Source organism: Microcystis sp. M049S2, assembly GCF_020245625.1.
Taxonomy (GTDB): domain Bacteria; phylum Cyanobacteriota; class Cyanobacteriia; order Cyanobacteriales; family Microcystaceae; genus Microcystis; species Microcystis ichthyoblabe_A.
This window is the reverse complement of the sequence record NZ_JADBUN010000257.1, coordinates 24677-46549: the sequence shown is the minus strand read 5'-3', so window position 1 is coordinate 46549 and position 21873 is coordinate 24677. Positions and strand designations below refer to the sequence as shown.

General features: G+C 43.3%; 24 protein-coding genes and 1 pseudogene. 10 read left to right on the top strand and 15 right to left on the bottom strand.

The window, feature by feature from the left end; translation table 11 throughout:
- Positions 1-365 precede the first annotated feature (365 nt).
- Complete coding sequence (locus tag IM496_RS20135; RefSeq protein WP_194013519.1) at positions 366-1142, top strand: hypothetical protein; 777 nt, start codon at positions 366-368, stop codon at positions 1140-1142.
- A 324-nt stretch (positions 1143-1466) separates the two neighbouring features.
- On the opposite strand, the gene IM496_RS20130 is transcribed toward IM496_RS20135, so the two are convergent.
- Complete coding sequence (locus IM496_RS20130; RefSeq protein ID WP_104396912.1) at positions 1467-3119, bottom strand: acetolactate synthase large subunit; 1653 nt, start codon at positions 3117-3119, stop codon at positions 1467-1469.
- Positions 3120-3338: 219 nt separating this feature from the next.
- The gene (locus tag IM496_RS20125; RefSeq protein ID WP_002782775.1) at positions 3339-3818 is read right to left on the bottom strand and encodes a hypothetical protein; all 480 of its coding nucleotides are present in this window, start codon (positions 3816-3818) and stop codon (positions 3339-3341) included.
- Positions 3819-4444: 626 nt separating this feature from the next.
- Between IM496_RS20125 and IM496_RS20120 the strand changes: the two genes are divergently transcribed.
- The 5 genes from IM496_RS20120 (at position 4445) to IM496_RS20100 (ending at position 7702) form a co-directional block, all read left to right on the top strand.
- The gene (locus IM496_RS20120; protein ID WP_194013517.1) at positions 4445-5107 is read left to right on the top strand and encodes a potassium channel family protein; all 663 of its coding nucleotides are present in this window, start codon (positions 4445-4447) and stop codon (positions 5105-5107) included.
- A gap of 33 nt (positions 5108-5140) precedes the next feature.
- Entirely contained in the window at positions 5141-5917 is a 777-nt protein-coding gene (locus IM496_RS20115; RefSeq protein WP_194013515.1) for a DUF2092 domain-containing protein, read from the top strand.
- 91 nt (positions 5918-6008) lie between these two features.
- A complete protein-coding gene (locus tag IM496_RS20110) occupies positions 6009-6251 on the top strand; it encodes an AbrB/MazE/SpoVT family DNA-binding domain-containing protein (RefSeq protein ID WP_002760402.1) in 243 nt (80 codons plus the stop codon).
- Positions 6248-6580, top strand: a complete 333-nt coding sequence (locus IM496_RS20105; RefSeq protein ID WP_159251928.1) for a type II toxin-antitoxin system PemK/MazF family toxin — start codon at positions 6248-6250, stop codon at positions 6578-6580. The genes IM496_RS20110 and IM496_RS20105 overlap by 4 nt, the downstream gene beginning before the upstream one ends.
- 198 nt (positions 6581-6778) lie before the next feature.
- Positions 6779-7702 carry a DUF6515 family protein gene (locus IM496_RS20100; protein WP_194013513.1) on the top strand — a complete coding sequence of 308 codons (924 nt, stop codon included), beginning with the start codon at positions 6779-6781 and terminating at the stop codon, positions 7700-7702.
- Here the strand turns inward: IM496_RS20100 and IM496_RS20095 are convergent.
- Positions 7699-10761, bottom strand: a complete 3063-nt coding sequence (locus IM496_RS20095) for a sll1366 family intein-prone helicase (protein ID WP_287663043.1) — start codon at positions 10759-10761, stop codon at positions 7699-7701. The two genes, IM496_RS20100 and IM496_RS20095, sit on opposite strands and share 4 nt — an antisense overlap.
- A 201-nt stretch (positions 10762-10962) precedes the next feature.
- Here IM496_RS20095 and IM496_RS20090 point away from each other — a divergent pair, with 201 nt between their 5' ends.
- Positions 10963-11751 (top strand): pentapeptide repeat-containing protein, encoded by a 789-nt coding sequence (locus IM496_RS20090; protein ID WP_194013509.1) that lies wholly within the window; start codon positions 10963-10965, stop codon positions 11749-11751.
- Here IM496_RS20090 and IM496_RS20085 read toward each other — a convergent pair.
- Entirely contained in the window at positions 11748-12182 is a 435-nt protein-coding gene (locus tag IM496_RS20085) for an ArsR/SmtB family transcription factor (protein ID WP_172456225.1), read from the bottom strand. The two genes, IM496_RS20090 and IM496_RS20085, sit on opposite strands and share 4 nt — an antisense overlap.
- A 35-nt stretch (positions 12183-12217) precedes the next feature.
- Entirely contained in the window at positions 12218-12388 is a 171-nt protein-coding gene (locus IM496_RS20080; protein ID WP_287663041.1) for a metallothionein, read from the bottom strand.
- A gap of 423 nt (positions 12389-12811) precedes the next feature.
- Here IM496_RS20080 and IM496_RS20075 point away from each other — a divergent pair, with 423 nt between their 5' ends.
- Positions 12812-13456 carry a Uma2 family endonuclease gene (locus tag IM496_RS20075; RefSeq protein WP_194013505.1) on the top strand — a complete coding sequence of 215 codons (645 nt, stop codon included), beginning with the start codon at positions 12812-12814 and terminating at the stop codon, positions 13454-13456.
- A 51-nt stretch (positions 13457-13507) separates the two neighbouring features.
- Here IM496_RS20075 and IM496_RS20070 read toward each other — a convergent pair whose 3' ends face one another.
- The 7 genes and pseudogenes from IM496_RS20070 to IM496_RS20040 form a co-directional block, all read right to left on the bottom strand.
- Positions 13508-14296 carry a DNRLRE domain-containing protein gene (locus IM496_RS20070; RefSeq protein ID WP_287663040.1) on the bottom strand — a complete coding sequence of 263 codons (789 nt, stop codon included), beginning with the start codon at positions 14294-14296 and terminating at the stop codon, positions 13508-13510.
- Between the two features lie 146 nt (positions 14297-14442).
- Positions 14443-14790: a type II toxin-antitoxin system PemK/MazF family toxin gene (locus IM496_RS20065; protein WP_012263951.1), complete on the bottom strand. Its 348-nt coding sequence runs from the start codon at positions 14788-14790 to the stop codon at positions 14443-14445.
- A complete protein-coding gene (locus IM496_RS20060; RefSeq protein WP_002761554.1) occupies positions 14777-14962 on the bottom strand; it encodes a hypothetical protein in 186 nt (61 codons plus the stop codon). The genes IM496_RS20065 and IM496_RS20060 overlap by 14 nt, the downstream gene beginning before the upstream one ends.
- 107 nt (positions 14963-15069) lie before the next feature.
- Positions 15070-15672, bottom strand: coding sequence for a PEP-CTERM sorting domain-containing protein (locus IM496_RS20055; protein WP_287663039.1), 603 nt, complete (start codon positions 15670-15672; stop codon positions 15070-15072).
- A gap of 324 nt (positions 15673-15996) precedes the next feature.
- A pseudogene (locus tag IM496_RS20050) lies at positions 15997-16146 on the bottom strand (ArsR/SmtB family transcription factor); the annotation flags it as partial.
- A 29-nt stretch (positions 16147-16175) separates the two neighbouring features.
- On the bottom strand, positions 16176-16346 hold the full coding sequence (locus tag IM496_RS20045) for a metallothionein (RefSeq protein ID WP_194013501.1): 171 nt from the start codon (positions 16344-16346) through the stop codon (positions 16176-16178).
- 174 nt (positions 16347-16520) lie between these two features.
- Positions 16521-17093 carry a DUF2808 domain-containing protein gene (locus IM496_RS20040; RefSeq protein ID WP_287663038.1) on the bottom strand — a complete coding sequence of 191 codons (573 nt, stop codon included), beginning with the start codon at positions 17091-17093 and terminating at the stop codon, positions 16521-16523.
- A gap of 151 nt (positions 17094-17244) precedes the next feature.
- Between IM496_RS20040 and recF the strand changes: the two genes are divergently transcribed.
- Positions 17245-18372, top strand: coding sequence for a DNA replication/repair protein RecF (gene recF / locus IM496_RS20035; protein WP_194013497.1), 1128 nt, complete (start codon positions 17245-17247; stop codon positions 18370-18372).
- A gap of 346 nt (positions 18373-18718) precedes the next feature.
- Here the strand turns inward: recF and IM496_RS20030 are convergent, their stop codons facing one another.
- From IM496_RS20030 to IM496_RS20020, 3 genes are all read right to left on the bottom strand, one after another.
- Positions 18719-19048: a hypothetical protein gene (locus IM496_RS20030; RefSeq protein ID WP_197533163.1), complete on the bottom strand. Its 330-nt coding sequence runs from the start codon at positions 19046-19048 to the stop codon at positions 18719-18721.
- A 749-nt stretch (positions 19049-19797) separates the two neighbouring features.
- On the bottom strand, positions 19798-20508 hold the full coding sequence (gene rpiA / locus IM496_RS20025) for a ribose-5-phosphate isomerase RpiA (RefSeq protein ID WP_149985664.1): 711 nt from the start codon (positions 20506-20508) through the stop codon (positions 19798-19800).
- Positions 20509-20580: 72 nt separating this feature from the next.
- Positions 20581-21105 (bottom strand): RNA recognition motif domain-containing protein, encoded by a 525-nt coding sequence (locus IM496_RS20020; RefSeq protein ID WP_194013495.1) that lies wholly within the window; start codon positions 21103-21105, stop codon positions 20581-20583.
- Positions 21106-21666: 561 nt separating this feature from the next.
- Here IM496_RS20020 and IM496_RS20015 point away from each other — a divergent pair.
- Positions 21667-21867 carry an NblA/ycf18 family protein gene (locus IM496_RS20015; RefSeq protein ID WP_002739006.1) on the top strand — a complete coding sequence of 67 codons (201 nt, stop codon included), beginning with the start codon at positions 21667-21669 and terminating at the stop codon, positions 21865-21867.
- Positions 21868-21873: the final 6 nt, after the last annotated feature.

The following is a 21873-nucleotide window of genomic DNA, read 5'->3' as shown; positions in this document are numbered from 1 at the left end:
TAGACCTCTTGCATAAATCCGAAAACAAACGATAGAAACAATAATGGGAGGGACTTTGAGTTAATTATTTATTAGTAGTTGATAATCTTCAAAAATGTTGCTGTACAAGGATCGACTTAAGACTTTTGCAAGAGGTCTAATACACCTATAGCGCTTTTCACGTTACTGAGGTATCAACAAGTTTTGCCAACAAAGGGTTTAAGCCCCTTGCCCATACCTCATTCTGATGAAAACTGCTATAGAAGACTTCCACATTCATAATTGCTCGATTAAGAATTATTAAGATGCGCTTACCCTGAGCGTGGTTATGATAAACTGCAGCGAAATAACCCCCATAATCTTGTCAGGTAAAGGTGCTATAAGTCATGAAGAATTTGCCACTGGCTGCTGCATTCACCTTCAATATCCTACTTGTTTTTCCTAGTAGTGCGGCGACGACGACGATCGGTCCTTTTATCGACCTCCAAACCGATCTACCCGCCCCAGACGCTCAAGTGATCGGCGGCAGTTTTTCCACCTTTTTTAAGGCGAATGTAGTTACCTTCGGACCTCCAGGCTATATCGTCAAAACTCCCGTGCAATTTTGCCCACCTACCCCCCAGGGTTTTTTTTGCCGGAGAGCTGGTATTAGTGATCTGGTGGCTTGGTCGTCTGGGATGGGACCTTATACTCCCGCCCGCTTGCTAGGAGTAGCTTATATTTCCTCCGAAGAAGACAGTTCGGGAATCCCGAGCGATTCCCTACGGATCACGACGATTTATGGGTTAGAAAACAGCGGATCGGGTTCCTTGCTCTCGATGACCGGTTTTACCGCCTCTAATCGCGAATTAACCTTTAACTCGGAAACGATTTTCGGAAAATCGGGAACTCTCTACGTGGATAGCACACCCGAAATTAGCCCGATTTCCGCACTGGGAAATCTGCTCGGCAGTAGTTTCGATCTTTCGATCTTTCAGGGATCTCCTAATTCCGAAGTGTATGTTTTTAGCACAATAGTTCCCGCGTCCGATATAGCGACGATCCCGATTCCAGAACCCGACGCGCGGGGGATATTAGGGCTAACCGGCTTGGGAATGGTCGGCTCGTTATTCCGTCGCCTCGCTCGATTGTCGGAAGAGAAACGAAAGGATAAAGACGGGTAATACCAATTTTCAATAGTCGTGACTAACATCTGAAAGCGCAATTCCGCTCTCAGAGAAAGATTGCTCTTTGGAATGCTCAACTAAGTCTGTCATTACTTTTGAGAAATGATGGTTCTTCCGAACTTACACTGTAGAAAATTCCTCAAGCTCCCTCTCTGCCCAGCAATGCTCTAAAGTTGATAAATATCAATCTAACAAAAACTCAAAGCCTTAGTATACAACCTTTACAAGCACAAGTTGTTGATAGTTTTACATGACAGGTTAGGTAGAGCCGAAATGATCTAACGGCAAGCTGCCGAGGGGGTTGCTTGCCGCTATCAACTTCTATTCCCAAATCTGACAGCTTAAATCGCCCGATTTTTGGGAAAGACGCAGATTTTCACCGTAATCGACGGGAACATCGATCACCGTAGGGACATCTTGCCGGAAAGCATCCTCTAGTGTCGGGATCAAATCCTGAGTAGATTCCACCCGATAGCCTTTTAATCCCATACTTTCAGCAAATTTAACAAAATCGGGATTACCAAACTTAATAAAAGAAGATGTCCCAAAATAGTTTAACTGCTTCCATTCGATTAAACCGTAACCGCCATCATTAAAGATGAGAGTGACGAAGGGAGTTCCCACCCGCAAAGCTGTCTCCAACTCCTGACAATTCATCATAAAACCGCCGTCCCCCGTCACCGCCACAACGCGCTTATCGGGATGAACTAACTTAGCGGCGATCGCACCAGGGATGGCAATACCCATAGCGGCGAAACCGTTAGAAATAATGCAAGTATTAGGACAATCGGAGTGATAATGGCGGGCCATCCACATTTTATGAGCGCCCACGTCACAAATAGCGATATCTTCCGGTCCCATTACCTGACGCAGATCGTAGATCAATTTTTGTGGCTTGATCGGAAAACCCGTATCATTGGCATAGGTTTCGTAATCGGCCCGAATTTCCGTCTTTAATGCTGCGGTGACAGGAGTTGGTTTATTCTGGCGATCGGCCCGTTTGAGGATATCGATGAGAGAATCGGTGATATCACCCACCACTTCCACCACCGGGGCATAACTGCTGTCAATTTCCGCCGGAGTCATGCCGATGTGAATAATCGGTAATTTCCCCTCTGGATTCCATTTTTTCGGCGAATACTCGATTAAATCGTAACCAACAGCGATAATTAAATCACTGCGATCGAAGGCACAACTAATCAAATCCCGTTGCTGTAATCCTACCGCCCAAAGAGCCAGAGGATGGGTATAGGGAATCACCCCCTTACCCATAAAAGTGTTAGCCACAGGGATATTCAAGGCCGTGGCGAATTCCGTTAAAGCCTCACTAGCATTAGCGCGAATTGCCCCATTTCCCGCCAAAATCAAGGGATTTTTGGCTTTAGAAATCACTGCCGCCGCCATATTCAAAGTCCGATAGGAAGCGTAAACTTTTTCCTGACTGTCGAGGGGCAAAGGACTACCATCGGCAGGCATAGCGGCGATATTTTCAGGAAGATCGATATGAACTGCCCCCGGTTTCTCACTTTGGGCGGTTTTAAAGGCTCTCCGTACCACTTCTGGGGTGATACCCGGGCGCACGATCTGTTTATTCCATTTCGTCACCGGGGCGAACATGGCCACCAGATCCAGATATTGATGGGATTCAATGTGCATTCGATCGGTTCCCACCTGGCCAGTGATCGCCACCAAGGGCGCCCCATCGAGGTTAGCATCGGCTACCCCCGTCATCAGGTTAGTCGCCCCCGGTCCTAGGGTGGAGAGACAAACCCCCGCTTTTCCCGTCAAGCGTCCATAGACATCGGCCATAAAAGCCGCGCCCTGTTCGTGACGGGTGGTGATAAATTTGATCGAGGAGTTTTTTAGGGCTTCCAAAACATCGAGGTTTTCTTCCCCGGGTAGCCCAAAAATATACTCGACCCCTTCATTCTCTAGACATTTAACTAGAAGTTCGGCTGTGTTTAATTCCCCCATAATTCCCTCCTGTAGAGCTTACTTCATCAGTAAAGTCTCTAGAGATAGTTCATCCCGGCGGATTGAGGTTGTTGCGCTCAACTCGTCGGGATGATATCAGTAGACTATATGTACCAATGTAGCTGAATAAAATTTTGTTTAAGTCTATCCATATACCATTGTGACTTAGATCTTGACCCTTGGCAGATTATTTATTCGCACAATGGGGGAGAATTTTTTTTAGGCCGTTAATTCTTCGGCGGCGTGGGCCAGTTGGGCGGCGACTTTGGCTAAATAGGGACGACTTAACCACCAGATGAAGGGGGACAGCCAACCGCGCAGGGTGACAGAATAGGAAATATAACTACCACAGAGGGTTGATTCCACTTGGTAGGTCATTTTCTGTTCCATCCCGGGGATAGCGAGAACTCTGAGGCTGAGGAGTTCCCCGGGGCGGACATTTTCCACGAAAACCCGGATAGGAATGGGAGTCAGACGGGTGACAGCTTGATAGATTAACCCCGGTTTAGCGATTAAACCCAAGGGAACATCAGCCTTGGCAATCAAAGGATGCCAAGAGACATCGGCCACATTGATTAATTTTTGCCAGAGGACATCGACAGGGGCGCTGCTGACCACCCGATAGGTTTTGTAGAGTGAAAACTTACAGAATAGTCTGCCTTTGGCCGCTACAATCCTTAGGGAAAAATTGAGAATCACCGATTACCCCCCGCAAAAATAATCCAGGTAATCTTCTATTTTAGAAAATAAATGGCTTTCTGGGAGTGTGAGCTTTTTATAACTTTAACTTAGTCTCAGCAGAAGTCCCTCACTTGAGTGCGATCAAATGAACGCTCTATTTAATTTGCTATCATAACGCATCAAGTCGGAGCGATCGCTAGACTAAAGAGACAACCAAATAGCCTCCGATGCTTATCGTCCCCAACGACTAAGGGCAGCTATTCTCGCCGTCGTCAAGTTTTTCTCCTGTCAGAGTTTGATACAATTGTCTATAATTGGGACTTCTGCAAGGGATTGGGATTATAGGGCTGATTTAGCCATTAGGTATCTATTTCATACTCAGACCCTCAATGAATAAATAGGCTGAAGCAGTTGAGTTTGCTCAAGTGTTCATAAACGCGATTGAGGATACAGTTTATCGGATTAGGGAGTTTCCAACCCGTTAGGCTGTCATTATTATAGTTGGAGGGGCCTGTCTCTCTTTCGCCAACACTTTGTCTTTTTTGTCAAGTACACTTTATGCCATTTTACATAAGCTTACCCTGAGAGAAAAGCCCTCAAAGCTAGATTTGGTATATGCTTAAGCCCATTAAAGGTTCGCTGCTATGAAATTTCGTCAATTGATGCGGGCAACAGAAAATAAATACAATCGGCTGCTGGCAAATCTGCTCTCGCTCTACATTATTTACCCGTTTTTAGTATATCTACCCCTGGGAGATTGGCTGATTTTCTTTTTCTTCTCCCTCTCTCTGATCATCGCCGTCTATCAGATCGATCGCAGTAAATTGGCTTTAAGATATAATATCGGTCTGTTTTTGATTGCCCTCCTCCTGCGAGCATTCAGCACGATTATCCCTATTTATAGCGATTTCAACCGTTGGTTCGAGCTATCTAGTACATTAATTTCTCTAGCTTTTGTTAGTTTATGCGTGTACTCGATTTTACTAGAATTAATTCTCGCCGAACAGGTAACATCCGATATCATCAAAGGGGGAATTTGTGTCTATTTTCTCTTAGGATTTTTCTGGGCATCCGCTTATAGTATCGTCCAGATTTTTGAACCCGATTCCTTTAGCTCCGCCGCTAAAACCGTCAACCAGGCGGATCTACTTCATTTCAGCTTTACTACCCTGGCTACGGTTGGCTACGGTGATATAGTTCCTACCAGTAAAATCGCTAGAGTTTTAGCCAATTTAGAAGGAATGACTGGAGTTCTCTATCCCGCCGTTTTTATCGCTCGTTTAGTCAGTTTACACAATGGTCGTTAACCAAAACAATCCATCGCCTTGGGGGAATATTAGATGATTATGCGTCGCTTCATGCCGATTCTTTCTTTACTTTTGCCTTGGATCACTGCCGCAGGAGTCTTGGCGGAAATACCGACTCTGGCCCAGGAAATCCGCCCAAAAACGGCGGAACAGGTGATTGAGCAACTCTGTGCTAATTTAATCAAACAGCGAGCGTTCACTGTCAATATGGATGTCACCTATGACGATGTACTCGACTCTGGGGCAAAAGTTCAGTACAGTGCCTATCAAAACATCTGGGTAGAGAAACCCGATCGCCTGCGCTCGGACTACACTGGAGATGAACGAGTTACCCGCTTTTTTTACGATGGTAAAACCTTCACCCTTGCGGATCTGGAACGGGATCTATACGTCACGAAACCGGCACCGAATACTCTAGATGAAGCCTTAGACCAAGTAGAGCAAAGGTACGGAATCACCATTCCCATGTCAAATCTAGCGGCGAACGATCCCTGTGCAGATCTAATGGCCGATGTCAAGCAAATTATTTTTATCGGCAACGACATGGTCAACCGCGAACCGATGTATCATCTGCTGCTGATCGGTAGCGATCGCGATTATCAAATCTGGGTCACGCAGGATGCCACCCCCCTACTGAGGAAAGCGATTATCACCTATAAAACTCTACCCGGTTCACCCCAGTACACGGCAATATTATCCGACTGGAATTTTAATCCCAGCACACCCGCCGATACTTTCACTTTCCAACCGGGATCAGAGTCGATCCCTATCGAACTTCTACCCCCTAGGGATAATCAATCCCAGCCATAAAGCCCGTTCATAAAACGCGATCGCTTGTCGGTATTCCCCTAAATCAGCGTTTTGATATACTTTAAATATCTAACGAATTCGAGGTGGGATCATGAAGTCGCAGATTGGACGCTGGGGTAATTCTTTAGCGATTCGGATTCCCAAGTATGCGGTGGAGGCGCTGAACCTCAATCCTAAGGACGTTGTTGAATGTTCTGTGGAAAACGGAAAGCTAGTAATTGAGCTAATTCAAGCCTTGCCTGAGTTAAGCCTAGAAGAACTACTGGCTGAGGTTGTTGAATCACCAGAGCCGGAAGTGGATTGGGGACGGCCAATGGGAGAGGAGGTTTGGTGACATACATTCCAGAACGTGGAGATTTCGTGCGTTTGAGCTTTGACCCACAAATTGGGCATGAGCAAATGGGTAATCGTCCAGCACTGGTGGTAAGCCCTATTGATTTTAATCGCAAGATTGGTTTTGCCTTTGTCTGCCCGGTGAGCAATACGCAACGCCAGAACCCTTTCTACGTCAAGATTCCAGATGGAGAGGCGGTGACAGGAGTTATCATGGTAGATCAACTGCGATCGTTGGACTTCCGAGCGAGAAAAGCGAGCTTTATCGGCAAGTGTCCAGAACGGTTGCTCCAGGATGTTCTCAGAAGAATTAAGCCGATTCTGTTCTGACAGGGACATTCTCAAAAGTCCCAGAAGAGCGATATTAATTATGAACCCAACCCAGATTTATTATAGAAAATGTTCCCGCCAAAGTTCGTGTAGAAACAGGAGAGCGTTTTTTTGCACCAGAAACCGTCCAACGCTTGCAGAAAATAATCTGGGAAGATAAGCAGCCAAGGCGAATAAAAAAATCAAGGAGTCCGGGCCATGAAAAGATCTTTATGTCAAAACTTATGTGTTCTTGCCGCCCTCCTCTTGGGTACAAGTTTACTGATCACGGATTATGTGGACGCTCGCGGTGGCGGTGGCGGCGGTAGTCGTGGCGGTGGCGGTGGTAGTCGTGGCGGTGGTGGAGCTTCCCCACGGGTTAACCGCAGTAGTGATCTGCAAAACCGAGGGAATTTTAGTAATCGTTCCCAACCCTCTAGAGATTTCAGTAATCGTTCCCAACCCTCTAGAGATTTTTCTGGAAGACAGGGAGAACGGCAAACTAATCAACAAACCCGTCAAGGGGAACGCAGCGCAAGACAGGGGGAAAGACAAACTAATCAACAAACTCGTCAAGGGGAACGCACCGAAAGACAGGGTGAACGGCAAACCAGTCAACAAAACCGTCAAGGGGAGCGCACGGAAAGACAGGGTGAACGTCAAGGGGAACGCAGCGAAAGAACCGATATCCGTCAAGGGGAACGCACGGAAAGACAGGGTGAACGGCAGCAGCAGGTTGGCGATCGCCAACAGAACCGTCAGAACTTTATTGACGATAATCGCAACGGTTACTGGCGTGGTGGCGGTTGGTACGGTGGCGGTTATTACGTCCCCCCGGGTTGGGGTTGGGTGGGTTTGACTACCGGCTTAGTTATCGGTTCAGCGATCGCTACTCTCCCCCCCTACTACAATACCGTCTATGTGGGTTCCACTTCCTACATTTACTCGGACGGCATCTATCTTCAGCCTAGCGGCAGTTCCTACACGGTGGTGGCCCCGCCAATCGGCGCAATTGTCACCTATATCCCAGACGGCTGCACCACAATTACGGCTGACAATACGCTTTATTACAATTGTAGCGGTATCTACTATCAGCCCCTGTTTGAGAATGGTTCCACGGTTTATCAGGTGGTTCGCTTCTAATCGGTTTCTTCTTCATCAATAATTGCCGATCGATCTAATAATAATAAATCTCGCAGGCGATCGGTATCTAATTCTGTTAACCAATTTTCCCCAGCATCTACGGTTTGTTCCGCTAATTGTTTTTTGCTTTCGATCATCTCATTAATGCGTTCCTCTAGGGTTCCCGTACAGATGAATTTATGTACCTGAACATTGCGTTTTTGTCCGATGCGGAAAGCGCGATCGGTGGCCTGATTTTCTACTGCTGGATTCCACCAACGATCAATATGAAAAACGTGATTAGCGCGGGTTAGATTTAATCCTGTTCCCCCCGCTTTCAGGGAGAGAATAAAAATCTTTGGTCCTTGGGGATCATTTTGAAAGTGCTCGATCATTTCTACCCGATCTTTTGTTTTGGTAGAACCGGAGAGAAATAATATTTCCTCGGCTAATTTTTTCTGGAGATGGGTTTGTAGGAGTTTTCCCCACTCAGCAAATTGTGTAAAAATTAAAGCTCGATCGCCTTCTGCTATCACTTCCTCTACCATGGCTTCTAAGCGTAATAATTTTCCCGATCTTTGACTGGTTTCTAAACTATTTTCTTTCAAAAAATGGGCGGGATGATTACAAATTTGTTTTAGTTGCATTAGCAAGGTTAAAATTAATCCATGTTTGTGAATTCCTTGAGTTTCTTCAATTTTCTGGAGCGTTGTCTCGACTAATTGTTGATAAAGTTGTCCCTGTTCTTTCGATAAACCACAAAAAATATTCATTTCCTGTTTTTCTGGTAAATCTTCAATAATATTTTTATCGGTTTTCAATCTCCTTAAAATAAAAGGACGGACAAGGGAACGTAAATTATGCAGGGATTCTTGATCGCCGTATTTTTCAATGGGAAGGGCAAAACGACGCTGAAAAAAGGCTTGAGTTCCTAAAAAATTGGGATTGAGAAAATCCAAAATTGACCATAATTCCGTCAGGCGATTTTCTACGGGAGTTCCCGTTAAGGCAATCCGAAATCCTGCGGGTATTTTTCGCACTGCTTGGGATTGTTTAGCCGTAGAATTTTTAATATTTTGAGCCTCATCTAAAACTAAACCTTGCCATTGTACTGCTTCTAAAGTGGACAGATCGCGATAGACTAAAGGATAACTGGTAATAACAACCGATTTATTTTTTACCTCTTGAGCAAAAGCTTGACCTTTTAATCTTTTTTCTCCATGATGCACAAAAACCCCCAGGGTGGGAGCGAATTTTCTTAATTCATGTTCCCAGTTATTAACCACAGAAGTGGGAGCCACCACTAACACGGGATTAACTAACATATCCTCTTCTTTTAATGCTAGTAAAAAAGCGATTAATTGCGGGGTTTTTCCTAAACCCATATCATCGGCTAAACAAGCACCTAAACCCCACTTTTCTAGGAAAGCTAACCAACTAACTCCCTTGATTTGATAGGGACGTAATTCCCCCTGAAATTCTCGCGGTGGGTTGATTAATTGAATCCCTTGATTGTTATTTAAATTATCAATTAATTCCTTTAATGCTCCCTCCGCTTGGAAATTAACTACCGGCAGTTTAGCAATTAGATTATTATCTCCTGAACTCAAGCGCAGGGCATCCTCCACCGAGAGATTAAGGGGAGTGATGGTATTATTTAAAATTGCCTGAGCTGCTTTAACATCGGTAGGTTGTAGGATTAACCATTTGCCCCCCACTTCCACCACTGGCGATTTTTTCTCTAATAACTTATCAAAATCTTTTTTCGATATTTCCTGTTCCCCTACCACTAATTTAAGCTGAAAGTTTAACAAACTGGTTAAACTTAATCTTTCTCCTTTTTTGGGAGTTACACTGGCAGCAATCTTAATTCCTAATCTTTGTTCATTACTACCAGCAGTTAAACCCGTTGGCAAAATTACCCCTAATCCCTGATCTTGCAATTGCCAAGCGATCGAGCGAATAAACTGATAAACTTCGATCGAATCAAGAGAACATTCCTCCGGGTGTCTTTGCTCTAAACTAATTCTAATCGGTTCGTACAATCGCGATGCTAATCCCAATCCTTTTAAGAGAATTTCTTGGGGATTATTGACAACTCTTTGATAACTATGATAACTTTCTTTGCCCTCTAACCAAATCAACTTGGCACTAATGAGAAATTCGGGATCATCTAACGCTTGTAAATAATAGGTGAGTTTCCACACTGTCCCTAAACTGGGAGGTTGTAAAGATAAACAGACACGGTATTGATTCTCGATTAATTGGCGATTATTGCCATTAACTAAACTTTCTTGGATAGGAAACACCCAGTTATTATAAGCATTTTCTAGACGCTGTAAATTCTTGGCTTCTAAGGCAATGTCATGATGATCACCGCTTAAAGATTGTAGCCAAGGTTTCACCATCAATGAGGGGGAAATATTAACACTACTATCTATCTTTTGTCGCAAACGAGCATCGACAATATTTTTTAAGCAATCGAGAATGATTGTTTGTGGTTCGCTATTTTCTTGATAGGCAAGACAGACCGGGGGGATGGTTTGGATAAACTTAGCTAAACGAGTGCGATCAATGGTACTATCTAGCAGGGGATACCAGCAACTTTCACCCTGATTTATTCCCGCTAAAAATTTTCCTCTTGCTAATAAATCTAAACTCCAACGGTGCAAATACAGCCAAAATCGTAGATCATTGCCGATAAATTCGGCCTTAGCTAGGGGTAATTTCTCCCATAACCGCACTATCATCCCCGCAGAAAAAGTTAATCCCGATACCTGCCATGGTTGCCAAGACAAGGATTTAGTTGAGGGTTCGAGAATTTGCCCGGACAGCAGCGGTAAAAAATATTTTTTCCTAGGAGGGGAATAACTAGGCAAACTGAGCTTGATTGATTCTGGAGAATACTGGTCAAGCTGAGGGGAAAATTTCTCGATAAATTGGGCTAATGCCCCAGATTCTAGACAAAAAGGATGATTTTCTTTTGTTTCACTTAATTCCTTCCCTTGCCACTGTTCACCCCAAAGAAAAAAAACACTATCTTGCGAACCAATCAGCCAATTACCGTGTAGAGTAGTCATTATGAAATAGGGAAATTCCTCTAAAAAACTTGCTGTTGAAAAGGTAACAAATCTCGATTTTGTCGCTTCTTCTGACCTTAAGAGCCTCTCATCTTCTATTTTAGTTGATAAGGGCTGATTTCTCAAGCAGAATCTAGTTAAGCGATTAGCCCCGATCGCATGGTTATTATCAATAAGAATAAATAGAGTTCTTTTTAAACTATGTACAAATCGATCGCCCTAACCCTCGTCCTCAGTCTTCCCCTGAACTTCTCCCTAGTTGGTCATGGAGAAGATTTAAACCACCTACAGCAATTATTATCCACCCGAAAATGTCCCCAATGCGATCTGAGCGGTTCGGGGTTAGTGCAATCGAATCTAGTCGGGGCAAAATTAAATGGGGCCAATCTCGTCGGTGCTAATCTTAGTCAAGCTAATTTAAGTGGGGCGGATCTGAGTGGTGCCAATTTAACCGGAGCCTCTCTTTTTGGTGCTAATCTGACTGGAGCGAACTTAACCGGAGCAATCTTGACGGGTGCGGATTTAAGAGGTGCTTATCTCAATAATGCTAACCTCGACAACACCAAACTAGACACTGCCTATGTGCAGGGTGCGGTGGGAATTCCCAGTAGTGCCGGTACTCCTGAACTATTCTATGGTCTAGGGATGGTGGAAGGAAAACAGGGACGCACCAGCGCCGCTATAGAAAATTTTAATAAAGCCTTGACAATTAACTCGGAATATGCTCCAGCTTATCTGGCCCGGGCCATGGCTCACTATCGTCTGGGACAAAATGCTCTAGCGGCCCAGGACGCTCAAATGGCTTCGACTCTCTTTCAACGGCAAGGTAACACCCCCGGTTACGAAGCAGCAGAGAATTTTATTAAAGGCATGGAAATCGCCCTAAAACCGCGAGAACAAGGTGGTGGCAACGCTCAATTAGACCAAATGGTGCAGGGGATTGGTTCTCTGCTTTTACAGTTTGTTTTACCCGCTTTGGGACTGTTTTAATCCTCGTCCGCTGGCTCTTCTAAATGTTCCGAGACCGCGTAATAAAGGTCAAGAACATGATGATCGGCAAGACGATAAAAGACTCTCCGTCCCTGTTTTTGGTATTTAACTAATCTTAAGGCTCTTAGGGTTCTTAACTGGTGCGATACGGCCGATTCACTCATCCCTAAGTCGTCGGCTAAGTCACAAACACATAATTCTTGTTTGGCTAAAAGCGACAGAATTCTGAGGCGGTTGGCATCCCCCAAAAGGCTGAAAAATTCGGCCATTTTTTGGGCTTTTTCTAGTTCTAATCCCTGCAAGTGCTGGAATTTCGCCTCTTGGTGATGGGATTCCCCACAAACCGGCACTATTTTCTCTATGGCCATGTTTTTTCCTGATCGGTTATTAAGGGAAAGTTGAGAAAGGGAGGTATCGCTCGAATCTTCCATGCCGATACTTGTCCCTTTCTCCCCAATAACTAAATTTAACCGCAACAACAGCCCGGGTGTCCACCGCCTTTCTCGTTCTCGTTAACGTGACCATTGGCACAAGCTTGGCAACAGTAGTATTTATCGTTTTTTTTGATGGCATCGGCGATCGATACTTGACACGTACAGGATTCACAAGCACATTTCATGGTGGTGACAGCGATCATGGTTACTACCTCTGAACTTCTTTACTGACTTTAGTATAACATCTGAACAGATGTTCATGGATTGAATAAAGTTAAATTTTTCTAAAACTCAGACGGGTGGGAAGTTCTCCTTGATCAGTGATCAGATTTGAGTTTTCAGTTTGCATATAGAGCTTTTCACGTTACTGAGGTATCGACAAGTTTTGCCAACAAAGAGTTTAAGCCCCTTGCCCATGCCTCATTCTGATGAAAACGGCTATATATAGCGTTTTTCAGTCTGCTGAGGTACAAAAGTTATGGGTTTTAGGCAAAAGGCAAAGGGGAAGGGGAAGAAAAACAGGTGTACCTCACTAGCTTAGGAAACGCTATAATATAATCTAAGGTAGAAAAAAGTTAAATACTGACTAAACCGCCCAATCATAACAACTGAGCCGACAAATTCTGATGTTATTAGCATTAAAACAACTAACTGTTACCCCAGGCGACCGCCTGTTGTTAACTTCACTCACTTGGCAAGATTATGAAAAAATTCTTGACGAATTGGGAGAGCGACGGTCAATTCGTCTATCTTATAGTCAGGGAACTTTAGAAGCAATGACTCCTCTTTTTATTCATGAAAATACCAAAGTTTTAATCGGGGATTTGGTTAAAGTTCTCCTGGATGAATTAGAGTTAGACTATGAACCCGCCGGATCGACAACCTTTAAAAATCAGCAAATGGATCAAGGAATAGAACCAGACGAGTCTTTTTATATCGAAAATTGTGCTGCTGTTAGGGGAAAAAAGCGACTTGATCTGGCTATTGATCCCCCTCCCGATTTAGCCATTGAAATTGATATTACTAAGCGAACCCGATTTAATAATTATGAGCGATTGGGTGTTCATGAATTGTGGCGATATAATGGAGAGAGACTGGAAATCAATGTTTTGCAAGGATCAGAATATGTTGAATCTTCCCAAAGCCGACTATTTTCTCAATTTAATCTAATAGAAAAAATTCCAGAAACGCTACAAAATAGTCAAAAAATCGGTAGTGCAATGGCATTAAAACAATTCCGAATTTGGGTCAAGCAAACGCTTAATCCCTGACTTTAAATGGACAACCAATTCAGGGAACTTTTGCCGATGATAATTTAGGGGTTACAGTTTTCGCTTTAAAGCTGCACCTATTCCTAATACTCCTAAACTCAGTATTCCTAGAATTGATGAGGGTTCGGGGATAGAAGTGACAGGAGGTGGGGGAGTAATTTCTAATTGTAGTGTTGGTGGAGCAAATTGAGTAGCTTCCTTACCAGCAAAATTTTGGGTAGAGACGTTAAAATTATCGCGCGTGATGATTAGCGTTGCTAGATTGTTCGTATCATTCTGTAAAAAGCTGACTAATTTAGGATCGGAAAAACTAATTATCGTACCAAATGGTGTACTTGTAGGATTAAAAGAGAATAATCCTAGAAAAGTGGTTTGGCTGGAATCAATCGTGTTACCTCCCCCGTTAGCAGGTGCATTATTCCAAGTAATTGTGGATTCGTTCCAGTTCTCTCCAGCATTTCCATCATTTAACCCATAGACACTGTAGCTAGACAGTGGAGGAGTAGAGTTATTATCAACATAAGTCCAATTGAAAATAGCGTTACTAATGTTTGATTTATTGATGGAGTTTAGATCGAATCTTAGGTATCCTTTCCTTATGACAGTAGAATCACCCTTAATTGCAACTGTTGGATCTACTGCATTGAAATTTGTATCAGGATTAATATTAACAACAAAAGTATCTGCACCATTGCCAAAAGCTGTTGTACGATTAACAGTTGCTGCTTGAACAGGTGCTATAACAAAGGTACTAACAGCTAAAACAGAAGATGTAATCGCTATCTTGGATAAGCAATTCTTATCCTCCCCTGCAAAATCAATCAGGTTTACTAATGTCATAATTGAAAAGCCTCTGGAGAATTAGATTTGAGTGATTGTTTAGTTGTATAGTAGTATAGTAATGAAGCTTTCTGGATTGCTCAGGGGAAATTTAAGGAAGTCTTTGAGATCGCTTTAGGAAAGTTAATCATTGGATAAAATCAATGCTAGGGAATATTTAAGGATTTTTTGAGGGCAGTTTGAACTTGGTTTAGGATGTCTGAGGGTAAAATGCCTAGTTTCTGTTGAAAAACGGACTGGTTGACCGTCGCAATCTTGTCAGTTCTGATTACAGAGGTCTTTTTTAAGCCTGTTTGTGAGAAGTTGGGATGTCCTTCCCTAACCAGTATCCAAGTTTCCCACCACTCTCCAGGGGGGATTTTGGAGAAGATTCCCAGGATGATTTGTTCTTCTCGATGTACAGCTAAAACTAGCGCGGGTCTGAGTTTTGTGGTGCTAAGGTCGCTGAAGGGAAAGCGAACTAACCAAATTTCGGCAGCTTTAGGGTTGGACATTGTAAATATCTTCCTCTGGGTCGTTCCATTCTGGAAAGCCTGTTTCTGCTAGTTTCATGAGGGTGAGGGTTTCTAGCTTGTCTTCGAGGTCTTCTAAGAGAGAAATTTGTTCTGAGAGGGGAAGTTGATAGACTAGGGTTTTGATTTCTTCAAGGGTTAGGGTGGAAATCATAAGACTCTGGGGTTGTCGAGATATACATTTATGTCAAGCAAACGCTTAATCCCTGACTTTAAATGTACAAGGAAGTCAGGGAACTTTTGCCGATGATAATTTAGGGGTTATAGTTTTCGGTTTAAGGCTGCACCTATTCCTAATACTCCTAAACTCAGTAACCCTAGAATTGATGAAGGTTCGGGAACTGATCCGGGAAGAGTACCCTGTATAAAACTATAACTGCTTATCTCCGCTAGTGCATTAGTGTAACCTGTTGCATCCCCAAAGAAAAGTCCGTCGGAAGCATTTGGGGTAACTCCACTCAAAAGGGCTAAAGTGGCAATCGGTAGGTCGTCAATGTATAATTGAGCGTTTCCGCTGTTAAATGAACCTTCCAAGCGATAATTATGAAACACGGTATTGTTAAATGATCCTGGCAGTATTTGAAATGCTGAAATGCCGATTGCGTCAGTCCCAAACCCAACCGTAAAACGTTGTGATGAACTATTGATGCTTAATCCCAAACCAAAGAAATTTTGAGGATTTAGTACAAATTCATCTTGAAGCACTCGTGATCGCCAAGATAAGGTAAAAGGCTGAGTCGTGTCAACGACATTCGCTAACCTATAGCCGTTAACACCATCACCTGATCCTAATGTATTTTGAGTGAGGACACCGTTACTGATAGAAAACACATCTGTCTCCGTTGCTGTATTACCATCTACCAAATACGTCCATCCTTGTGAACTTGGTAAGGTATTAAAGTTCAAGGTGACGTTAGAAGCGTTAACAGGTACAATCACGAAGGTACTAACAGCTAAAACAGAGGATGTGATCGCTATCTTGGATAAGCAATTCTTATCCCCCCCCGATAAATAAGTTTTGCTAATGTCATAACCGTAAAACCTCATTCAAATTAATATTACCTCTCAATGATAACCGTTCAGTATTTACCAGAATGTGCTTCAGATGACCACTTAGGCGATCGCCATTCGTCTCCTCTGGTAACATATTGTCTGGGAACATATTGGGTGAGGCGAATGCAATTAGCCTTCTAGTTCTAATCCCTGCAAGTGCTGGAATTTCGCCTCTTGGTGATGGGATTCCCCACAAACCGGTGCTATTTTCTCTAGGGCCATATTTTTTCCCGAGCGGTTATTAAGGGAAAGTTGAGAAAGGGAGGTATCGATCGAATCTTCCATACCGATACTTGTCCCCTTCTCCCCAATAACTAAATTTGACTGCAACAACAGCCCGGGTGTCCACCGCCTTTCCCTTTAACGTGACCATCGGCACAAGCTTGGCAACAGTAGTATTGATCGTTTTTTTTGATGGCATCGGCGATCGATACTACACACTTACAGGATTGACAAGCACATTTCATGGTGGTGACAGCGATCATGGTTACTACCTCGGAACTTCTTTACTGACTTTAGTATAACATCTGAACAGATGTTCATGGATTGAATAAGGTTAAATTTTTCTAAAACTCAGAGGGGAAAGTTAGAGCAGTCATCTCATATTTACTGCTCACTGATTACTGCTCACTGTTTACTGTGTTTAGACGCGGAACAGCCTACCAGCGATCGCCAGCCTCATAAATTGCTAAACGTCCGACGCCTAGATATAATCCGGGAGAATTCTCCCCGGGGGGATAAGCAGTAATTCCAAACTGATAGACACCACCATAATCGGGATTTCGTACTGGTTTCAGACCGATGGAAACGGTATTACCGGGGGGGACAGGAGGATCAAAAATGACCGTGATCGTCTGAGTCTTGGGGTCAAAAGTAGTGGATTTTAGGGTTAATTTTTCTCCTCGCTGATTGCGATCGCCAAGAAAAGCAAAGGTTTGATCGAGAAGAAAAGCAATAGTTTGAATATTAGGCTGCTGTTGTATGGTTACTTTACCCAAGGGCGCCCCGAGAGACGGCGGTAGAGCGATGGTAAGATAGTATTTTGCTCCCCAAGCACGCACGGATTGGAAAGTAGCGAAGAAATTAACTAGAGTGGGAGAACTCTCAAAAAATATTCTGCCATCGGGAAATTGTCCTGCAAGGGAGACAGAAGCATCAAAAGCGAGTATAGCAATCAAAGCCAGCTTAGACAGACTTTCAATCTGTTTTAAAGGCAAAAAGGGAATCTTCAAGGTACTATAAAATACTGATTGTCAAGGGGAATTATAGCAAATTCACTTAACCCTCAACCGCTGCCATGATCAGTTATCAGTTATCAGTTATCAGCTGTTTTCTCCCCACTTCCCACTTCCCACTTCATAATTCCCCAACCCCCAACTTGCAATGTATCTAGAACACCTGCACCTTCACAGTTTTAGAAATTATGCCGAACAGGTGCTAAAATTCGAGTCCAAAAAAACAATATTATTGGGCAATAATGCTCAGGGAAAATCTAATTTACTAGAAGCGATCGAACTTTTGGCCACTCTCAAGAGCCATCGAGTCAGCAAGGATCGGGATCTGGTGCTAGAATCGGACTCGGAGGCGAGAATTTTTGCTAGGGTTAATCGTCTTTATGGAGCATCAGAATTAAGTTTAATTCTCCGTTCTTCCGGTCGTCGCACCGTGATCCGTGATCGTCAACCCCTGCGCCGTCATCTCGATTTTTTGGGCGTGATTAATGCGGTACAATTTTCTAGTCTCGATCTGGATTTAGTGCGCGGTGGTCCGGAAGCTCGCCGAGATTGGTTAGATACTTTATTAATTCAATTAGAACCCCTATACGTTCATATTTTACAGCAATATAATCAGGTTTTACGACAAAGAAATGCTCTCTTAAAAGAGATTCGTAAACAGGAATTAGAGGGAAAAGTTTATGCGGATTTATCCCAACTAAAACTCTGGGATTTACAATTAGCAGAAACAGGTTCAAGAGTAACGAGAAGAAGAGCGCGAGTCCTGCAAAGATTAATTCCTTTAGCCCAAAAATGGCACGAAAGTATTAGCGGAAAAACGGAATTTTTAGAATTACAATATGTTCCCAATGTGCCTTGGCTAGAAGATGATGTCAATGAGGTACAAAGGGCTTTTTTAGATAAGATTGAAACCCGTCGTTTGGCAGAGAAACAACTAGGGACATCGGTAGTCGGTCCCCACCGGGATGAAGTGGATTTTTTAATTAACCAAAACCCCGCTAAATCCTACGGTTCCCAAGGACAACAAAGAACCTTAGTTTTAGCCTTGAAATTAGCGGAATTACAGTTACTAGAGCAGATTATCGGGGAACCTCCTCTACTACTCCTCGATGATGTTTTAGCCGAATTAGATATCGAACGACAAAATCAATTATTAGATGCGATCGAAGACCGTTTTCAAACTTTAATTACCACCACTCATCTCAGTTCTTTTGAGTCTCGCTGGTTGCAATCTTCCCAGATATTTTCTGTCAAAAATGGACATATTTTTTATTAGCCTATAGCCACCAGCCTTCAGCCCTATTCAGTTATCAGTTATCAGGTTTTTCTCCCTATCTCTTCACTCTCTAGTCACCTCAGCAGTTTAACTATAAACTAAAGCTACTCATTCAGTAAATAGCTGCGATATCTCGGTAGTTTGCTCTAGAAAATTTCTCATATCTTCTGGTTTAATTGTTTGGTTTAATTTATAAATTACTAACCATTCACCACTAGCTTCTAAGTACCAACCATGGTTCTGCCCAAAAAATTGTAAGGTGTCAAAATTAAAGATTTCTCGGATAGTAGATTCTTACCATAATACGATCTCAAACTTATGAACCTTTATTTACAGACCATTGCTGTCAATCGCGGTCATCCTGATTGCTGGCTAAATTGTTGCTGTTAGAAAGTCCGTATAGCTCCTTAACCGATTGGCGGGAAAGGACGATAATTGTGAAGACTCCGAGAATTGTACCCAACGGGGTGAACAAGCAGAGGATGCAAGCTATCACAAAAGAAAACCAGTATTTCTTGTGACGGCTGAGAAATCGACCCGAAAAAATCGCAGAAATCGCTAAAGCTTCTCCTAGCAGTACTGTTGTTGCACCTAGAGCGGCGAATAGATATCCAAATGCTTTGGGGGGTAACTCTCCCGACGGCTCCATCGGGAATGATTCAGGGGAGGTAATCATGCTTATTCCTATAAAAAAATGACCCAAGAAAATAAGAGAGAAAAAAGCAATTACTCCTCCCACAATGTAATGAAATATTGACAATAATCTTAGGTGTTTTCGGTCGTTATTTGTGTTCATATAGGTAACTCATAATAGAAATCTACATAATACTATATCGGGGAGCATCTCATTTATGCAAGTGAGTAATTATACTTATCCCTAAAACTGTTTTCTAGCAAGGCTTTCAAAATAGCTTGACATAAAAACCTGATTTAAGGGTTACAAAGGTAAGATGCTCCCATTATATCTTATATCATTATATCGAAGCTGAAAACTTTTCTAGTCAAGGGATTTACTCGAATAGAAATGATTCTAATTCTCCCATAGTTTTTCGATGAAATTGAATTAGTAACGAAAGACATACAGTTCAGCTATCGAACTATTTTTATTAGTATAGATGAGAAAAGCAGACCGTGATTGGGTTGTCGCTTTTGGGGATATCTCGTGTAATCATCTCGACATCACCTCCCTTGCCTAGCTTCAGGTAATTCCGATTCTGAGGGTTAACTCTCGAAGGTATTGACTTCTGGCAATAGCTAGAGATTTGTTATTAGCTAAAAGCAAATATTATTTGAGCCAAAATTGCTCGATTCCCCCTAACGATGGGTCTGGTAAAACGTCCTTGACTTTTTTCTTTGTCTGTATATACCCATAATAACAAAACAGGCCTGCGGCCTGTTTCACTATTAGATTAAGAATAATTAATCCTACCTAATCTCGCGGACTACCGGCTTACCGTCGATAATTTCACCGACGAGAATCAGATCGGCAACCCCGACAAATAAACCATTTTCTAAAACCCCCGGCATATTATTAATAGTTCTTTCCAAATCAGCCGGATCATCGATACTATCAAATTTAACATCGATAACTAAATTGCCTTGATCTGTCACCACGGGGCCGGCTTTTTTCACTCCCATGCGCAGGGAAGGTTTACCACCCAGGGCCTCTAATTTCAGCATAACTGGAGTCATGGCCATGGGTAACACTTCCACCGGCAAAAGAAAAGTCGATCCCAACTTATCCACCAGCTTATTGCCATCCACTACCACGACGAAAATATCGGCGAGACTATCGACAATTTTCTCCTGAGTATGGGCAGCACCGCCACCTTTAATCAGGTTTTTCTGGGGATCCACCTCATCGGCCCCATCGATAGCGATATCCATCTTCACGATGACATCGAGGGTAGTGAGGGGAATTCCGTACTTCCTAGCCAAAACTTGCGCTTGAAAAGAAGTAGGAACCCCGACAATATTGCTGATTTCCCCGCTTTGCAGTCTAGCACCCAGATATTCGATCGCGTAGGCCGTCGTTGAACCAGTTCCCAATCCCACGACCGAATTAGATTGAACTAGATTAGCGGCGGCCTTACCGACCTCCTGTTTCATAAGAATGACCGGATCGATTGCTGTCATGATGCACATTCCTAAAAGCGATGTTTTGAACCTCTTAGTTATCGGCTATCCCTTGCCCTCTTGTCAATGGAATTAGGGATTAGTGGCCTGAGCTGCTAACATTTCCTTGAGTTTAGCCAATTCATTGGCCCAACGGGGATCTGGCTGTAAAGCGTCACCATCACCGGTAACTTTCGGGGTACTGCTGCTACCCCGTTCAGCCTTGCGTTTTTTGCCGCCACCACCACTACTGGATTTGCGCGGTGCTGCCGTCGTCGGTTTCGGAGTCGGTCTTTCGACTTTTTCCGGGGTTTCTACGCTGGCCTCCGTGCCTTCTGCTTCTTCTCCTTCTTCTTTACCTCCCTTGCTGCGGGGGAGAGCCTTCTCGATCTTGATCGGGTTTTCCATGAAGGATTGTCCGTTGTATTTTTCGATAAACTGGTCAGCTAGTTCATCGCTAGGGACGGTAACGAAGGCAAAACCGCGACATTTGCCAGTTTTGCGATCTTTGATGACTTTAGTGGTGATCGTATCCCCTTCATCGGCAAAAAGCGCCTGTAATTTTTCGCGCTCGACGGATTCTTTGGGCAAATTACCAACGTATAGACGAACGGACATGATGGATTCCTCCAAGTATAGGGTGATGTAAAAACTTGTGCGACATTCCGTGCCTGTATGCTGATTTTTTTAAGGCAAACAGAGCTAAGGAGGATGTTTCCCAGCGATAAGCTTGTAGTTTCTGCACGATAGCGGCTGTGGCCGTCAATTTTGACTATCCTTAACGATTTCAACGAGAGGGACGGAATCTAGGGGTTACGTTTTTAGCTTTTAACAGGCCTAACCATTCAACTTACCCGATTTATGTCGCTCTTTTCGATTATTACAGAATGTTTACACAATTTGTCAAATATTTTCTCTCGCTCTGGGCTGCCTAAGTATAACTACTTAAGTATTTGTTCACAGTAAGCAAAATTTTATGAAAACTCTTGCTAAATGTATCATTATATGCTTCTTTCCTTTTGGCGGCGGGGTATCCTAGCTAACGGGAGGAAAAAAGCAAAACCCTCTTTACAGATACATTGACACTTTGTCAAGTATTTGTTACATTAGTTAAAAAAGGTGATACCAATCACCCATCTCGCTTGTTATCAACCACTGTCTTCATTGAGGAGGAACACCATGTCTCAACCGATCGAACTTTCCTTAGAACAACAGTTCAACATTCGTTCTTTTCAGACTCAGGTAGAAAAAATGAGTCAGGAGCAAGCGCAGGATTTCCTGATCAAGCTCTACGAACAAATGATGGTCAGGGAAAATATGTACAAAGCTTTTCTCAAACACCAGTGGGGTCTAGATTCTAATCCCTGGGCCCCCCAGTAACTCATT